At 34.2% G+C, this 15,851-nt stretch carries 13 protein-coding genes and 1 tRNA gene; 10 read left to right on the top strand and 4 right to left on the bottom strand.

The genetic code is table 11. The features are described from left to right. Position 1: 1 nt before the first annotated feature. From V7Q04_RS08690 to V7Q04_RS08665, 6 genes are read left to right on the top strand one after another with little or no spacing between them, the layout of a single operon-like run. Entirely contained in the window at positions 2 to 2,254 is a 2,253-nt protein-coding gene (locus tag V7Q04_RS08690; RefSeq protein WP_333804606.1) for a glycosyltransferase family 39 protein, read from the top strand. Then, positions 2,251 to 3,387: a non-hydrolyzing UDP-N-acetylglucosamine 2-epimerase gene (wecB, locus tag V7Q04_RS08685; protein WP_333804605.1), complete on the top strand. Its 1,137-nt coding sequence runs from the start codon at positions 2,251 to 2,253 to the stop codon at positions 3,385 to 3,387. The genes V7Q04_RS08690 and wecB overlap by 4 nt, the downstream gene beginning before the upstream one ends. Beyond that, on the top strand, positions 3,387 to 4,493 hold the full coding sequence (locus V7Q04_RS08680; RefSeq protein WP_333804604.1) for a hypothetical protein: 1,107 nt from the start codon (positions 3,387 to 3,389) through the stop codon (positions 4,491 to 4,493). The genes wecB and V7Q04_RS08680 overlap by 1 nt, the downstream gene beginning before the upstream one ends. Then, positions 4,490 to 5,407, top strand: a complete 918-nt coding sequence (locus V7Q04_RS08675; protein ID WP_333804603.1) for a glycosyltransferase family 2 protein — start codon at positions 4,490 to 4,492, stop codon at positions 5,405 to 5,407. The genes V7Q04_RS08680 and V7Q04_RS08675 overlap by 4 nt, the downstream gene beginning before the upstream one ends. Then, positions 5,404 to 6,234, top strand: a complete 831-nt coding sequence (locus V7Q04_RS08670; RefSeq protein WP_333804602.1) for a glycosyltransferase family 2 protein — start codon at positions 5,404 to 5,406, stop codon at positions 6,232 to 6,234. Before V7Q04_RS08675 ends, V7Q04_RS08670 begins: the two co-directional genes overlap by 4 nt. 21 nt (positions 6,235 to 6,255) lie before the next feature. Further along, positions 6,256 to 7,614, top strand: coding sequence for an exopolysaccharide biosynthesis polyprenyl glycosylphosphotransferase (locus V7Q04_RS08665; protein ID WP_333804601.1), 1,359 nt, complete (start codon positions 6,256 to 6,258; stop codon positions 7,612 to 7,614). A gap of 159 nt (positions 7,615 to 7,773) precedes the next feature. Here the strand turns inward: V7Q04_RS08665 and V7Q04_RS08660 are convergent, their stop codons facing one another. The 4 genes from V7Q04_RS08660 to mraY all read right to left on the bottom strand — a co-directional run bounded on the left by V7Q04_RS08660 (position 7,774) and on the right by mraY (position 11,896). Next, positions 7,774 to 7,935, bottom strand: a complete 162-nt coding sequence (locus V7Q04_RS08660; RefSeq protein WP_333804600.1) for a hypothetical protein — start codon at positions 7,933 to 7,935, stop codon at positions 7,774 to 7,776. Positions 7,936 to 9,512: 1,577 nt separating this feature from the next. Next, positions 9,513 to 9,588: transfer RNA gene (locus V7Q04_RS08655), tRNA-Phe, on the bottom strand. 53 nt (positions 9,589 to 9,641) lie between these two features. Further along, the gene (murD, locus tag V7Q04_RS08650) at positions 9,642 to 10,835 is read right to left on the bottom strand and encodes a UDP-N-acetylmuramoyl-L-alanine--D-glutamate ligase (protein WP_333804599.1); all 1,194 of its coding nucleotides are present in this window, start codon (positions 10,833 to 10,835) and stop codon (positions 9,642 to 9,644) included. After that, positions 10,832 to 11,896 (bottom strand): phospho-N-acetylmuramoyl-pentapeptide-transferase, encoded by a 1,065-nt coding sequence (gene mraY / locus V7Q04_RS08645; RefSeq protein ID WP_333804598.1) that lies wholly within the window; start codon positions 11,894 to 11,896, stop codon positions 10,832 to 10,834. Before mraY ends, murD begins: the two co-directional genes overlap by 4 nt. A gap of 88 nt (positions 11,897 to 11,984) precedes the next feature. On the opposite strand from mraY, the gene gpmI reads away from it, so the two are divergent. The 4 genes from gpmI to V7Q04_RS08625 all read left to right on the top strand — a co-directional run bounded on the left by gpmI (position 11,985) and on the right by V7Q04_RS08625 (position 15,842). Further along, entirely contained in the window at positions 11,985 to 13,481 is a 1,497-nt protein-coding gene (gene gpmI, locus V7Q04_RS08640; RefSeq protein WP_333804597.1) for a 2,3-bisphosphoglycerate-independent phosphoglycerate mutase, read from the top strand. A 24-nt stretch (positions 13,482 to 13,505) separates the two neighbouring features. Continuing rightward, positions 13,506 to 14,249: a 3-oxoacyl-ACP reductase FabG gene (gene fabG / locus V7Q04_RS08635; RefSeq protein WP_333804596.1), complete on the top strand. Its 744-nt coding sequence runs from the start codon at positions 13,506 to 13,508 to the stop codon at positions 14,247 to 14,249. Between the two features lie 78 nt (positions 14,250 to 14,327). After that, a complete protein-coding gene (gene acpP / locus V7Q04_RS08630) occupies positions 14,328 to 14,558 on the top strand; it encodes an acyl carrier protein (RefSeq protein WP_333804595.1) in 231 nt (76 codons plus the stop codon). A 72-nt stretch (positions 14,559 to 14,630) separates the two neighbouring features. Continuing rightward, positions 14,631 to 15,842 (top strand): beta-ketoacyl-ACP synthase II, encoded by a 1,212-nt coding sequence (locus tag V7Q04_RS08625; RefSeq protein ID WP_333804594.1) that lies wholly within the window; start codon positions 14,631 to 14,633, stop codon positions 15,840 to 15,842. Positions 15,843 to 15,851 lie beyond the last annotated feature (9 nt).

Below are 15,851 nucleotides of genomic sequence, written 5' to 3'. Positions count from 1 at the left end.
GATGAAAAAAGCGTTTTTTATATTAATCATTTTAAGTTTTTTAGCTGAAGTGCTCTATTTTAATATTGCTTATGATGTTGCACTATTAGCAATTTTTATTTGTACCGCATTGGGGTTGGGTAGTGTTTTTAATATTCACGTATCTAAAATGGATAAAGGATTAATACAACTTGCACTTGGTATTGGAATGCTAGGATGCTTGGTATGGCTTAGTACATTTTATAAAATTAATCATAAAAGTGTTTACCTCGTTGCTAGTATATTTTTAATATATTTACAAAAAAGTAAAATTTTCCTTATCGTGAGTGATTGTAAAAGGAACTTACTTGATACATATGAGAAAAATAGCTTAATTTTAGTTATTTTGTCTATTGCTACAGTGTGCTATGTTATACCAGCATCCTATCCTATAATGCAGTATGATGCATTAGTTAAGCATATAGCTATTCCTTTTCAAATTATAAATCATATGTACTATCCGTATAATGTTCTTGAAACAATTGTGTATGGGGATTATGCTTTATTGCCTCATATGCTTTATACGTATCTTTTGGCATTGAATGGTACAAAAGCCATTGTATTACTGAACTTACTGATTTCTTTTCTACTACTGATCTGCTTGTTAAGAATCGCTTCATTTATTTCGAGACACAATTTATTTATTGCGAGTATCGCGATATTATATTTAACTACACCGCTTTTTTATTCGTTATCGACGATTCTTTACGTTGATATCTATCCTTTATATTTTGTATTTATTGCTTATTTGCTTATACAATATAGAAGTCTTTTTAGCTTGAGAAAGAATTTGATTGCATTGGGCTTTTTAGCTGGACTTGGTATGTTTGCAAAACAAACAGCGTTTTATTATCTTATTCCGTTAATGATGTATGCAGTGTATCAGTTATTGTCTCAGCATAAGTATTTTGTGAAAAATGATTTATGGCTTATTGTGAAAAGTTGTATGGTAGCCTGTTTACCTTTTGTTCCTGTCATGGGTGTTATTTGGTATAAAACGGGAAACCCTTTGTTTCCATTTATGAATGAGGTATTTAAAAGCCCTTATTTTAATCAGGCTCATTTTTTAGATCCTTTCTATAAAAATCCATTAGGCTTTAACTTTCATTCTCTTTATTCTATCGTTTTTGAAACAACCAATAATATTGAAATGCTAAAAGGTGGTGTTGGATTTTTTATTTTATTATTACCGTGTGTGGTATTGATATATTTTGCAAAATATGCTCCTAGAAAGCGCTTGATATTTTTTGTTTTCGCAAGCTTATTGTCATTTTGGATTGCAACAAAATTTACCTATAACATTCGATATTTTATGGGCTCATTAATCTTATGTATTATCCCTATTAGTTATATTTTGACAACACACAAATATTCTAAAGTGTTTTTCTTTTTGATTATTTTGCCATTAGGAGTAGTGCAAATAGAGAGAATTTATACTTCCAAGAATTATTTTGGCTTTAAAAAAGAGATGCTCACACCAGATAATAGATTAGCTCGAATTGACAATACTTCTGTTCTTTCAATGATACCATATGCAGAAAAAATGCGAGTATTATCAAATAATGATCCTTATCGAGGAGTGTTCTCCGGGGAATTTTATTCCTTGGATTGGTACAACACATATTTAGTTGATAAAGTGATAAACAAGTCTTTATCTCCCGATGAATTTTTATTAAATTTTCATTACTATATGATAGATAAGCGTTTCCCAATAAAGTTTTCAGAGCTTTTTGATCCTAACATAGATTCTATCAAAGTTAATTTAGAAGTATTTTATGAATCAGATACGCACATATTGTACAAAGTAAAACAACAACTTAAACCTATTCTACATGAGACATTAATAGATCCTATAATGGTTACAGCGACTCAGCCTCAAGTGAGAGTATTTGAAGTGAAGAGTGACGAATATAAAATTAATTTAGATGTAGCAAAAGCTGATATAACACAACCTGCCATGGCACGTTTTCAAATTAATTGGCTTGATGAGAATGGAAAATTCCTTGGTACTTCATTAATTCCTTTTAGTTTAGCAGAAGATAGGGCTACATATAATTCATCTCTTTTAAAAGATATACCATTAGGAGCAAAGACAGGTGTTTTTTATTTGACTTCACATGATCAAACACCAATCAAAATATATGGATTTTCATTGTTTGGAAATGCAAAAAATAAAGCCTTACAAATTGAATTGGATAGATTCTTCCAAAAAAGTTTTAGGAAAATTAAAGAATGAAAAAAGTTTTAATTGTGTTTGGGACACGACCTGAAGCCATTAAAATGGCTCCTTTAATTAAAGGGTTTGCAAAAGAAAAAACGATTGATATGAGAGTTTGTGTTACTGCTCAGCACCGGGAAATGTTAGACCAAGTTCTTGAACTCTTTGAAATTAAGCCTGAGTATGATTTAAATATCATGAAATCCAGTCAAGATTTATTTGATATTACTTCAAAAGTACTTTTAGGGATGAAAATAGTATTAGATGATTTTCGCCCAGATATTGTTCTAGTGCATGGTGATACAACAACAACCTTTTCAGCAAGTTTAGCGGCGTTCTATCATAAAATTCCAATTGGACATGTTGAGGCTGGATTAAGAACATACGACATATATAGCCCTTGGCCAGAAGAAGCAAATCGACAAATGGCGAGTATTTTAGTAGCGTACCATTTTACTCCAACCAATATAAGTAGAGAAAATCTTTTATCAGAAAAGAAAAATGAAAATAATATTATCGTGACAGGAAATACCGTTATAGATTCTCTTCTTCTTATGCTTGATAAAATTCAACATAATAAAATATTAAAAGAAAAAATTGTTCGAGAGATTAGTCCATATTATACCTTTGAAGAAAATCGAAGAATTATTTTAGTGACGGGGCATAGACGAGAAAACTTTGGACAAGGTTTTATTGATATTTGCAAGGCTTTAAAGATATTGGCTTTGAAAAACCCACATATAGATATTGTTTATCCCGTTCATCTAAATCCAAATGTTAGGCAGCCTGTACAAGATATTCTTGCAGGAATAGCTAACATTTATCTTATTGAGCCTTTACAATATGAAAGTTTTGTTTACATGATGAATAAATCTTATTTGATTATCACCGATAGTGGAGGAGTTCAAGAGGAAGCTCCCTCGCTAGGAAAGCCTGTTCTTGTGATGCGTGATACAACAGAACGACCAGAAGCTGTGAAAGCTGGAACAGTAAAGCTTGTAGGTACCAATATAGACATGATTGTTAATGAAGCTCAAAAGCTGTTAGATAACGAACAAGAATATGAAAAAATGAGTAAAGCACATAACCCATATGGTGATGGACAAGCATGTAAAAAGATTGTTGATTTTATTAAAAGTATGAATTTTTAATGAAAAAAATATTATATATTATGCATGTTCCTTGGAATTGGGTTAAGCAAAGACCACATTTTTTAGCGGAAGAATTAAGTGCGCATATGCTTGTTGATGTACTTGTGCCAAAAGCATATCGAACTTCCAATTTATCATTTAATAAAACAAATGTAAACATCAAAACACTACTAAAATTACCATATGAACGCTTTAGAATTATAAGAATGGTGAATTCTCTGTATGTTCAATTTCTATTAAAATATTTGTATAAAATCCATACCTATGAATTTGTTTGGTTGACTGATTTACGCCTTTTCCCCTATATTGAATCGCTTATTCACAATAAACAAAACATCATCTATGATTGCATGGATGATGTTTTGGAATTTGAACTTACAATAGAGGATGGCAATAATTTACGAAGTATTGAAGAAAGAGTGCTTTCAAGGAGCAACCTCATTCTATTTTCATCTGTAGAACTATATAGACGTAAATTGTTAAGCAACATTTTATTGAAAGATAAGCCATTTGAAATCATTCCCAATGCGATGGATATAAACTTTGCACATCAATATTTTGAAGAGCATGACATTACACAATTGTATCAACATTACAAAAAAGAAGGCTATATAGTTTTGACTTATATCGGAACAATTTCAAATTGGTTTGATCTTGAAATTGTGGAAAAAAGTCTTCATGATTTCCCTCGAATAGTCTATTTTTTAATAGGGCCTATTGAACAGAACATGAGTCTTTTTAAGCATGAGAGATTAATTTATTTAGGAACTATCCAACATCGTTTTATGTATACTTGTATGCAATCTTCAGATATTTTAATTATGCCATTTAAGCTCACAAACCTTATCAAAGCGGTTGATCCCGTAAAGCTTTATGAATATATCGCATCAGGCAAAAGTATTATTTCCATTTTTTATCCTGAATTAGAAAAATTTCGAGAATTTGTTCATTTTTATTATAATTATTCTTCTTACCACAATATTTTAACTTGTTGTAATGATATGCTAATTCAAGAATCTTTTATGTCGCGTGAAAGTTTTATTCAGAAACATTCTTGGCATAATAGAATGCAAGTTATTCTCAATAAACTAAAGCAGCTTACATGATCGCAGTTTGTATTTCAGTTTACAACGGTGAAAAATATTTAATTGAGCAATTTCAATCTATTGAAAATCAATCTTTGCAATCAGAATACATTTTTGTGATTGATGATCATTCAACTGATAATAGTAGGGTAGTTATACAGGAATTAATTGAGAAAACAAACTTACCTATTATGTATTCAGCTAACAAATTTAACATGGGGATTAAGCAAAGTTATAATTCTCTGCTTAATCAAGCATTATTACTGCCTATAAAATATTTCATGTTCTGTGACCAAGATGATATATGGCATCAAGATAAAATAGCAAAAACGTATCAAAAAATGGTTCAGCTTGAAAAAATTTATGGTGAAAATATGCCTATTTTAATTCATAGTGATTTAGTGGTAACAGATAGAAATATGGCAACTATTTCACAGTCATTTTGGAAGTATCAAAATATAGACCCAGCAAAAGACAATTTAAATCGCCTTTTATTGCACAATGTCGTTACTGGATGTACGATGATGATTAATCAAGCCTTAGCAGAAAAAGTAAAAATGATACCAGATGAGGCTATCATGCATGACTGGTGGATAGCTATGGTGGCTTCTACATTGGGAAAAATAGCTTATATTGATGAGCCTTTAATGTTATATAGACAACATGAAAAAAATGATACTGGCGCAAAACAGTATGGGCTTAAATATTTTGTCAAAAAAATTTTTGCTAAGCCTTCATTTGAAAAATACATAGTACAAAGCAAAGCTTTTTTAGAACTATATGGTAAAGAACTAAATGAATGTGATAGAAAAATGTTAGATGAATTTTCAGCATTGGATAAGTTAAATAAATACCAAAAGCTAAAAGTACTGTTCGAATATAAAATCTGGAAAAATGGTTTTATGAGGAATCTTGGATTGATTTTGTTCACATGAAGATTGTTATATTCATTCCCATTTTTAATCCTAAAGCAATATTTATGGATACCATCATTCCTCTATTGCAGAAACAGAGTGTGTCTTTAGAACTTATTTTGATAAATTCTGGAAGCAAGAGTATAACTGTTGAAAATGGTCAAATTATAGAGATATCACAATTTGAATTTAACCATTCTAATACACGAAATCTTGCCTTGAATTATGAAGCAGACTTTTATCTTTTTATGACACAAGATGCTATGCCTCACAATGGACATCTGGTGAAAAATCTTCTTAAAGCTTTTAAAGATCCTGCTATAATGGTAGCTTATGCAAGGCAGATACCTTATGAAAATGCTGATACTATAGAAGTGTTTGCTCGTACTGTCAACTACCCAGCTATTTCAAAAGTGAAATCAAAAGAAGATTTACCAACGATGGGTATCAAAACTTTTTTTAATTCTGATAGTTGTGCAATGTATAGAGCAAGTTATTTTAAAGAAGTGGGTGGTTTTAAACAAGATCTTTGTACCAATGAAGATATGGAGTTTGCAGCACGTGCTATTATGGATGGTAAAAAGGTGGCTTATATTGCAGAAGCCAAAGTGTACCATTCCCACAATTTTACATATCAAGATGTGTGGAAACGTTATCGAACAATAAGAAATTTTTTTAAAGATAATAGTTGGATTTTAGATGTAGTAAGTCAATACACAAAAGTAGAATCTACAGGTATAAAACAAGCAGTTGCCGAACTAATGTATCTATTAAAAAAATCTCCTTTAGATATACCACGTTCTATTCTTCTTTCTTTGATGAAATATATTGCTTATAAATTTTTATAATTATCAATGTAAAGGGTACTGATGCGTTTTTTTATTCTTAAATTTTCGATTAGTTTAATCTATTTTATAGTAAATCTTTATTTGACATTAATTTTAGCAGATATTTTCTTTGAGATAGAGCCATTAGATATTATATCATCATACAGTTGGATGATTTTTGTTTATTTGGCATCTTATTTTTACCAAAAGTTAATGACAACTCGAATCGTAACTGTTAATGCAGTTACACTTTCATTAAAAGCAAATATTCTTGCACTTATTATGACATTGACTGTTGCTGCTATTACTAAAATGACAGATTCTATATCCATGGTAACGATTTTTATTTTTTATTTTCTGAATAATTTTAATCCTTTGTGGGCATATTATTTGAAAAAATTCTTTTTTAAATTTAATTATTTTCGAGAGCCTATATTTGCCATTTGTGATGATGAGGGATTAAAAAATATTTCATCTTGGTTTGCTAAAGGAAACCCTTTTGGTTATGAGCTAAAAGAAATTATTAATGTTACAGATCTAGCAAATGATGAAGTGAATCGAATGATTGATAAAGTTATTGATCAAAAACAGTTTAATTCCGTAGTGATTGATTTAGAATCCAATGAGTTATTTGATCTCAATATAATGGTAAATTATATACAACGTTATGTCAGAAAAGTCATTGTGTTGCCAAAGATGACACGACTTTCAATTATTAATGGTGATTTGATTAGTTCCATTCATCATAAAGGTATGGCTTTTTATATTAAAAATAACCTTTTAAGTCCTCTGGATCAAATTATGAAACGAGGATTTGATATCGGTGTCGCTTTTATAGGACTTATCCTTTTGTCTCCTTTTTTTATTTGGCTTTATAGCTTAGTGTATACGGCCACAAAAGGCCATCCTATCTTCTCGCACGAACGTATAGGATTTAGAGGTCGTAAATTTAAAGTCTATAAGTTTCGAACAATGTATCTTGATGCAGATGAACGATTAAAATGGCTTTTAGATTCATGCATAGAAAGTAAGGTAGAGTGGGAAAGTGATTTTAAACTTAAAAATGATCCACGTATAACAAAAATTGGTCAGTTTCTTCGAAAAACATCTTTAGATGAACTACCTCAACTATGGAATGTTTTAAAGGGGGAAATGTCTTTAGTTGGACCTAGACCTATTGTTGAGCAAGAAATAGAAAAGTATGGAGAATATTTTGAATATTTTACAGCAGTAACGCCAGGTATTACGGGCTTATGGCAAGTAAGTGGACGTAATGATATAGAATATGATGAAAGAGTCCAACTTGACGTTTGGTATGTAAGAAATTGGTCTATAGAATTAGATATCCAAATTCTTATCAAAACAGTACTGGTAGTATTGAAAAAAAAAGGAAGTTACTAGAATAATTTTTGGTGTCAGACGAAGTGCTAAACTCGATAGTTAAAATGTAATTTGAGAGTTACATTTTGATTTAAAACCTTAAAGACCAAGTTAAATTGGTTAAAATCAATTTTCAATTTTTTGGAAGAAGTTGAGTGTTAAAAAAAGGTGAAATTAAGATCATAAAGAAGTTTTAGCTGATAGATTGAGTAAAAATGCCATTACCCCAAAGAGTTTGGCTATGAGTATAAGTCTGGTGACTCTTTTTTTATTAACGCTCATACCTAATGTCAGCAAGTCTTTAGCTACTTCCGATAACCATAGATACGCTACTGTACTCATAATTATCTTTAATATTTATAAATATAATTTTATTATCAATGTCACGGTTTGATTCTAGGTGTTTATTCTATACCTAATAACCACTAAAATAAACTTGCAATGTTTTATACATTCTTCGTACAGGCTAGAATGGCTCATACTCTTTGATAAAGGCGTACTTTACTTTTGTTTTTTGGCAAAGTACGTTGCGTTTTTTAGAATATCACGCTCTTCCGTAACTATTTTTAGTTCCACTTTGAGCTTTCGATTTTCAGAAGCCAAGTCTTTTGATGCTTGATGTTGTGTGATACTTTGTGGATGACTATAGATTGTTATCCATGTTCATCGAATCAGGATGTACTGCTAACTTTTTGCAGTGTCTTTCTTGGATAGCCATTTTTAATAACTTGATTTACAGCCTCTTGCTTAAATTTTCACTATACCTTGTTCGATTTTCCATGAAACACTTTCCTCTCTTGTTCTCTTTTATAAGGCCATTATGGACCATTTGAACTCTAGTATTTTGGGTCATTCCAAAGCCATATTAGACTGAGTATTACATCACTCAAAAAAGAAGTTTATAAGCGTTTGGTTTGGTACAGTATGTGATTACAAAGAAAAGAGCTTTTAAATCGTGAAATAATGAACACCACAGCCCTTAAAATGAACGAAGTGTTAAAAGATAAACTTAGTGTTTGTCTGGAAATGCTAAAGAAGTCTTTAGGGGCTTTTCTGTTTGTTTCTGGAAACATATCGAAGCCATTGCACCCCCCCCAACGAAGTGAAAGAGAGATTAAGAGATGGTGAGAACTTCAAAAGAAAGTCGAACACGTCCAAAATATGCAACGAGTCAAAGAGTGTTTATATTTATATGTAAAAGCAAATGGAAAGCCAAACATTACCGAACTTTCAAAAGTGCTTCAACTTAATAGAAAAACCGTTTATGTTATCATCAAATCTCTTTTCGCCCTTTGTTTCTTTGGCTTCATTCTTTTGGAAGTTCTCAAGAGCGTTACCATAATACCAATAGCTTAAAGTTACACTTTTTCAATCAGACCACAAATACAATGTTTTGGAAGTATTAAGCAAGATTTATTTTATCCGAAGTAGCACATTAAGTTATACTGATAGCTAAAGTTACACTTTTGATAAAAGTTTCAAGCATAACCATTTTGCTAAAGCTTGTTTTTTTGTGAAAAAATCCACATCAAAATGCAACACTTTGGGAATGCAAAAGGGGACACACTATAATAGCGATATAATGCTACTTGATGAGCATAATACAACACTAAAAGGAACAAAAAATCAACAGCAAAAGAGTACGACAGAAAACAGCAATAAAAATGAACGGTAAAAGCTCGATAAATAGGTACTTAGCGAAGACAAGTGAACGCCTAAATGGGCAGTAATGATTGAAGATTATTTTGGTACATTTTTTAGGTGCTATTTTGATACTTTGGTACATAGTACCATAGAATGTACCAAAAGGCATAAGATACATTGAGAGTGTTTTAAGTTGATTAGTATTAGAATTAACTTTAAAGTTTCGATTTTATCGTTGTTTTGAGAGTGTTTAAGATTGATTGATTTTAGTGGAGTGGTGGCTGGAGACGGAATCGAACCGCCGACACGGAGATTTTCAGTCTCCTGCTCTACCGACTGAGCTATCCAGCCACACTTTTGAAGAGTTGAAATTATAGCTTAAAAACTTTAAGCCTAGCTTATAACTAGGCTAAAGCTAATTCTTTGAATCGATCACCTCTGTGAGCATAGGATTTAAATTGGTCTAAACTCGCTGCTGCTGGTGAAAGTAGGGCTACACTTTTGGTTGTATGAACGGCATGAATTTGTTTCATTGCCTCTTCAATCACAAAACATTTATGAAGTTTGATGTTTTCTTTTAGCGCAAAAGATGCAAGTCTATCTGTATTGGTACCAATAGCGAAAATAGTTACGTTTAAAGGTCTCATAAAGTCAAAGAGTTCTTGCAGATCAACACCTTTGTCATCACCACCTAATACAATGAGAATTTCATCATCTTTATAGCGTTTAAGTGCTTCAATCGTTGCGTCAACGTTCGTTCCTTTAGAGTCATCGACCCAAAGACGACCTTGGGTATCTCTAAATTCTTCGATTTTATAATGATCGATTTTGAAGGTGTTAATAAGATCATAATCTATAGTATCTAAAAGGACTTTTTGCGCGCTCATTGCAAGGACAGCATCGAGTAAAAATGGTGTTTTAAAGCTTACTTGTGTAATGTCTATACCCATTTGTTGTGCCAAATCATGTTCATTTTCATAGGCGATTACATGCGCGAGTGTTTTTACGTTGGCATGCGCTTTTGGCAAGATAGCAACGCTTCCTTCTCTCATACGTGCTAGTGGAGAAAGTTTTGCCTCGATATATGCTTCCATACTGCCATGCCAGGTCAGATGGTCTGGTTTAATAGGAAGAAGTAGATAAATATCAGGAGCAGTCACTTTCGTATAGTGAAAGGTAAAAGAACTGGTCTCTAAAATCCAAATTGGTGCTTTTTCACTGAGTTCTGCTAAGGGTGTACCAATGTTTCCACCTGCTTGAGCGCCTTGTTTTTGCAAGAGGAACTCACACATTTGCGTCGTAGTAGTTTTGCCATTGGTTCCGCTGATCCAAATGCTAAAAGGCATTTGCTCTTTAAAAAAGTCATATTCACTGACCACATTGTGTGCTTTTTGAATTAAAGGATGGTGTGCTGGAAATCCTGGGCTTGGTATCTCTACATCGCTTGTGTTTGGATCAAATTCTGATGGGGGCAATAAGAGATTGCCAAAAGCATCTTTATCATTAATTGTAAATCCATCGTCAAAAATTTGACATTGTCCTGCGAAGCGTTTTGCGATCGCTGTGGTTGTTTTTCCGTGTCCAAATAGTGTTATCATCTGATTTTCAATGCCGTAAGTGCTAAAAGATTTGACATGAGAGCTATAATCCAAAATCTCACGATAATCTTGTTTTCTGGCCAGCCCTTCACTTCAAAGTGATGGTGGATTGGCGCCATAAGGAAGATACGCTTTTTGCGTGTTTTAAAACTTCCAACTTGTAAAATAACCGAAGCGGTCTCTAAAACAAATACAAAACCGATTAAAAGAAGTAAAATTTCATTTTTAGAGATAATAGCCATATAACCTATAAATGCCCCAATGCTAAGGCTTCCACTATCACCCATGAAGATTTCTGCTGGATAGCAGTTAAACCATAAAAAGCCGACAAGTGAGCCCATAACGGCTGTTGCCACGATGACTACTTCACCACTACCACCTACTTTTGGGAGGAGTAAATAGCCACTTAAAAAGGCATTGCCCCCGACATAAACAAAAACTGCAAGAGAAAAAATGGATAAAATAGCCGGAACAGTCGCGAGTCCATCAAGTCCATCGGTTAGGTTTACAGCATTGCTTGCAGAGATCAGCACTAAGACCCAAAAGCCAAGAGCAAGCAGATGCATGTCAAAAAGAGGATATTTGTAAAATGGAATAAAAAAAGTAGTGTCAAGATCAACTGCAATGTATAAAATCAATGCAACAACCGAAGAAGCTAAAATTTGTAGAAAGAGTTTGCCACGAGGTGTTAATCCTGCGGTATTGCTTTTGCCCAAAATTTTAGAGAGATCATCTTTCATCCCAATAAGTCCAAAGAGCAAAATACACGCTAGTGCTGAGAGGACAAAGAGATTGTTCATGCGAGCGCACATCAAGATAGAAAGCGTTGCTGCACACAAAAAGACTATACCACCCATTGTTGGGGTTTTGGATTTTTTTTGGTGAGTTTCAGGCGCTAGTGAGTAGATGGGTTGATTTGCATTACGGGATTTTGCCCATTTGATGAACTTTGGCATCAAATAAATCGTTAAGCCAAAGGCTAAGAAAAAGGCTATTCCTGCACGAACAGTAATATATTGAAACAGATTGATTGAGGTAAGTTTGTAAAGAGCATATAACATTGTATGTTGTTTCCAGCGTAATTAGGGATATATTTTTATAAAAGCAACATTTTAGTAAGATATTGCTTATAAGCTTATAACAAAGGGAATGATTTTGAAACCAGAAGTTCAGAAAACATTACTGATTATCACCGATGGTATTGGACACAATACGAGCAATACTGCCAATGCCTTTGCAATGGCACATAAACCAACCTACGATAAGCTTTTTCAAGAAGTTCCTTACAATTTAATAGCAACTTCAGGTCTTAGTGTAGGTCTTCCTGAAGGTCAAATGGGCAACAGTGAAGTAGGGCATATGTGCATTGGAAGTGGACGTATTTTGTACCAAAACTTGGTTAAAATCTCTTTAGCTGCGCAGGATGGTTCGCTTGCATCCAATCCTGCTTTACGTGAGCTTTTACAGGTAAATGGCGCAATTCATATCATAGGACTTGTTAGTGATGGTGGGGTGCATTCACATATTGATCATATCATTGATCTTGCACATATCGTGGAAGCTGAAGGTAAAAAAGTTTATCTGCATGTGATTACCGATGGACGCGATGTTTCTCCAACTTCGGGCATTACTTTCTTAGAACAGCTTTTAACAATTTGTAATGAAAACATTACTATTGCTTCAATATCGGGGCGTTTCTTCAGTATGGATCGTGATAATCGCTGGGAAAGAGTTAAAGAAGGGTACCGTGTTATGGTTGATGCAAAGCCCAAAACGATAATGCATGTAAAAGAGTATTTACAAAGTATGTACGATCAAGGTATTACCGATGAATTTGTAGAACCCGTAGCTTTTGAAGCATACAGTGGAATGCACAGTGATGATGGTGTAATCTTTGCCAATTTTAGAAACGATCGTATGCGTGAACTTTCCCGCGCAATAGGCTTTTCTGAATTTGCAGAGTTTTCACGTACCCTCAATGGTGTTGCATGTATTACGATGACAGAGTATGACAGCAGTTATCCATTTCCTATTATGTTTCAAGCGGATGCTCCTCAAAATACACTCTGTGATGTTGTCTCGCGTGCAGGTCTTACGCAATTTCATACTGCAGAAACAGAAAAGTATGCGCATGTCACTTTCTTTTTTAATGGTGGCATTGAAGAGCCAAAAGTGGGTGAAACCAGATTGCTCGTTCCCAGTCCAAAAGTCAAAACATATGACCTTCAGCCACAAATGAGTGCTCCTGAAGTCGGTGATGCCGTTCTTACGGCAATGGATGAGACGTATGATTTTATCGTCGTCAATTTTGCAAATGGCGATATGGTAGGGCATACAGGAAGTTTAGACGCTGCAATTCAAGCTGTTGAGGCTGTTGATGAACAGGTTGGAAGATTGTTCTTAAAAGCTAAAGAGCGAGGTTATTCCATTGTCCTTACCAGTGATCATGGCAATTGTGAGCAGATGTTTAATGAAAATGGCTCAAAACTAACCAATCACACCACATTTGAAGTGTATGGATTTGTCATGGATAAGCGTGTGAAGAGTGTTCAAAAAGGTGGATTGAACAATATTGCTCCAACAATATTAAAGCTGATGGGTTTGCCAATTCCTCGCGAAATGGATCAACCAATAGTTGAATTTTAAACTTAATAATGTAAAAGGAAAACAATGAAATTTAGTGGAAAAAATGTTTTAGTCACAGGTGCAGCAAGCGGAATCGGTAAAGAGATAGCGTTAACACTTGCAAGTTATGGCCTTAAAGTATGGGTAAATTACCGCTCTCGCCCTGAACAAGCGGATGCTATCAAAGCTGAGATAGAGGCAAATGGTGGTGTTGCAGCTGTGATTGGTTTTGATGTTGCTGATGAAGAGGCATTTGTGGAAGGTATTAAAACGATTGTTGATGCCGATGGAGAACTCTCTTATTTGGTGAACAATGCAGGTATTACTAATGATAAATTAGCGATTCGTATGAAAAAAGAGGACTTTACCTCTGTGATTGATATTAACCTTACATCAGCATTTATCGGTTGCCGGGAAGCGCTTAAAACGATGAGCAAAAAACGTTTTGGCTGTGTTGTTAACATTGCTTCTATCGTAGGCGAGACCGGTAATGCAGGACAAGTGAACTACAGTGCAAGTAAGGGTGGCTTGATTGCAATGACTAAAAGTTTTGCACAAGAGGGAAGTGCAAGAGATATTCGTTTTAATGCTGTAACACCTGGTTTTATTGCAACAGAAATGACGGATAAACTGAGTGATGAGATTAAAGAAAGTTATACTTCAAAAATTCCACTCAAGCGTTTTGGAAGCCCAAAAGACATTGCAGAGTCCGTTGCTTTCTTACTCAGTGATAGTGCAAGTTACATTACAGGCGAAGTTTTAAAAGTAAATGGTGGCATGTACATGTAAACGGCAGTTTCCATGTATCAAATTCAAATTAAAGGTTTTTTTGATAAAATAGTGAAAATTTTTTAAAGGAGCTATTAAATGGCACTATTTGATGATGTAAAAGCGGTTGTTGTTGAACAATTAAATGTAAATCCTGACGAGGTAAAAGAAGATTCAAAATTTGTAGAGGATTTGGGTGCAGATTCTTTGGACGTTGTAGAACTCGTTATGGCACTTGAAGAGAAATTTGACATCGAAATTCCAGACACTGACGCTGAAAAAATCGTTACTGTAAAAAATGCTATGGATTATATCGAAGCACATAAATAATTTTATAACACATATAGCCCGCTTTTGCGGGTTTCTCCTTCCCTACAAAAGATCACTAAAGAGGATAAAAATTTGAAAAGAGTCGTTGTTACTGGTATTGGAATGATTAATTCATTAGGTTTGGATAAAGAGAGTTCTTTTAAAGCTATCGTTGAAGGTCAATGTGGCATTAAAAGCATTAGTTCGTTTGACACAACCGAGCATTCTGTTACCATTGCCGGCGAAATCACTGACTTTGATCCTAATACTATTATGAACCCAAAAGAGGTTAAAAAAGCAGACCGTTTTATTCAACTAGGACTTGCAGCTGCTAAAGAAGCAATGGCTGACGCTAAGTTCGATGCGGCTTACGAAGCTGAATCATTTGGCGTGAGCTCTGCATCGGGCATTGGTGGTTTAGTAGTCATTGAGAAAAACTCTGTAATTGTGAATAGTGCAGGTCCACGTAAAATTTCTCCTTTCTTTATCCCTTCGGCACTCATTAATATGCTTGGTGGCATGGTTTCCATTGAATATGGACTAAAAGGTCCAAATCTTTCATCCGTTACGGCTTGTGCAGCAGGAACACATGCCATTAGTGATGCGACCAAAACAATGATGACAGGCGGCGCTAAAAAAATGCTTGTTGTTGGTGCTGAAGCTGCTATTTGTGCAGCAGGTATTGGTGGATTTTCTTCTATGAAAGCACTCTCTACACGCAATGATGACCCCAAACATGCTTCTCGTCCTTTTGATGCAGAACGTGATGGATTTATTATGGGTGAAGGTGCAGGTTCACTTGTTTTAGAGTTTTACGAAGATGCAGTGGCACGTGGTGCTCATATTTATGGTGAAGTTGTTGGCTTTGGTGAGAGTGGCGATGCAAGTCATATCACTTCTCCAAGCTTGGATGGTCCACTTCGTGCCATGAAAGCGGCATATGAAATGGCCGGACGCCCTAAAATTGACTACATCAATGCGCATGGAACGAGTACTCCAGCAAACGATAAAAATGAAACAGCAGCGATTAAAGAAGTTTTCGGTGCAAATGTGCCACAAATTAGCTCAATCAAAGGTCAAATTGGTCACTGTTTAGGTGCAGCTGGTGCTATTGAAGCGGTTGTTTGTTTGATGGCAATGCGTGATGAAATTTTACCTCCAACGATTAATTTAGAAAATCCAGATCCTGATTGTGATCTTGACTACATCCCCAATGTGGCGCGTAAATTTAGAGCAGAATATACAATGAGTAACTCGTTTGGCTTTGGTGGAACGAATGGCTCTGTTATCTTTAAGCGTGTGTAAGGACTTCTA

Origin of the sequence: Sulfurospirillum sp. (assembly GCF_036802865.1) — a bacterium.
In the GTDB taxonomy this organism is placed as follows: domain Bacteria; phylum Campylobacterota; class Campylobacteria; order Campylobacterales; family Sulfurospirillaceae; genus Sulfurospirillum.
The sequence above is the reverse complement of the archived record's forward strand: the minus strand, read 5'-3'. Positions and strand labels throughout refer to the sequence as shown.

Coding starts and splice junctions, on each gene's coding strand:
- fabG (WP_333804596.1), top strand. CDS start 13,506: ATGAAATTTAGTGGAAAAAATGTTTTAGTCACAGGTGCAGCAAGCGGA.
- gpmI (WP_333804597.1), top strand. CDS start 11,985: ATGATTTTGAAACCAGAAGTTCAGAAAACATTACTGATTATCACCGAT.
- V7Q04_RS08670 (WP_333804602.1), top strand. CDS start 5,404: ATGAAGATTGTTATATTCATTCCCATTTTTAATCCTAAAGCAATATTT.
- mraY (WP_333804598.1), bottom strand. CDS start 11,896: ATGTTATATGCTCTTTACAAACTTACCTCAATCAATCTGTTTCAATAT.
- V7Q04_RS08675 (WP_333804603.1), top strand. CDS start 4,490: ATGATCGCAGTTTGTATTTCAGTTTACAACGGTGAAAAATATTTAATT.
- V7Q04_RS08660 (WP_333804600.1), bottom strand. CDS start 7,935: ATGAGTACAGTAGCGTATCTATGGTTATCGGAAGTAGCTAAAGACTTG.
- V7Q04_RS08665 (WP_333804601.1), top strand. CDS start 6,256: ATGCGTTTTTTTATTCTTAAATTTTCGATTAGTTTAATCTATTTTATA.
- V7Q04_RS08680 (WP_333804604.1), top strand. CDS start 3,387: ATGAAAAAAATATTATATATTATGCATGTTCCTTGGAATTGGGTTAAG.
- acpP (WP_333804595.1), top strand. CDS start 14,328: ATGGCACTATTTGATGATGTAAAAGCGGTTGTTGTTGAACAATTAAAT.
- murD (WP_333804599.1), bottom strand. CDS start 10,835: ATGATAACACTATTTGGACACGGAAAAACAACCACAGCGATCGCAAAA.
- wecB (WP_333804605.1), top strand. CDS start 2,251: ATGAAAAAAGTTTTAATTGTGTTTGGGACACGACCTGAAGCCATTAAA.
- V7Q04_RS08690 (WP_333804606.1), top strand. CDS start 2: ATGAAAAAAGCGTTTTTTATATTAATCATTTTAAGTTTTTTAGCTGAA.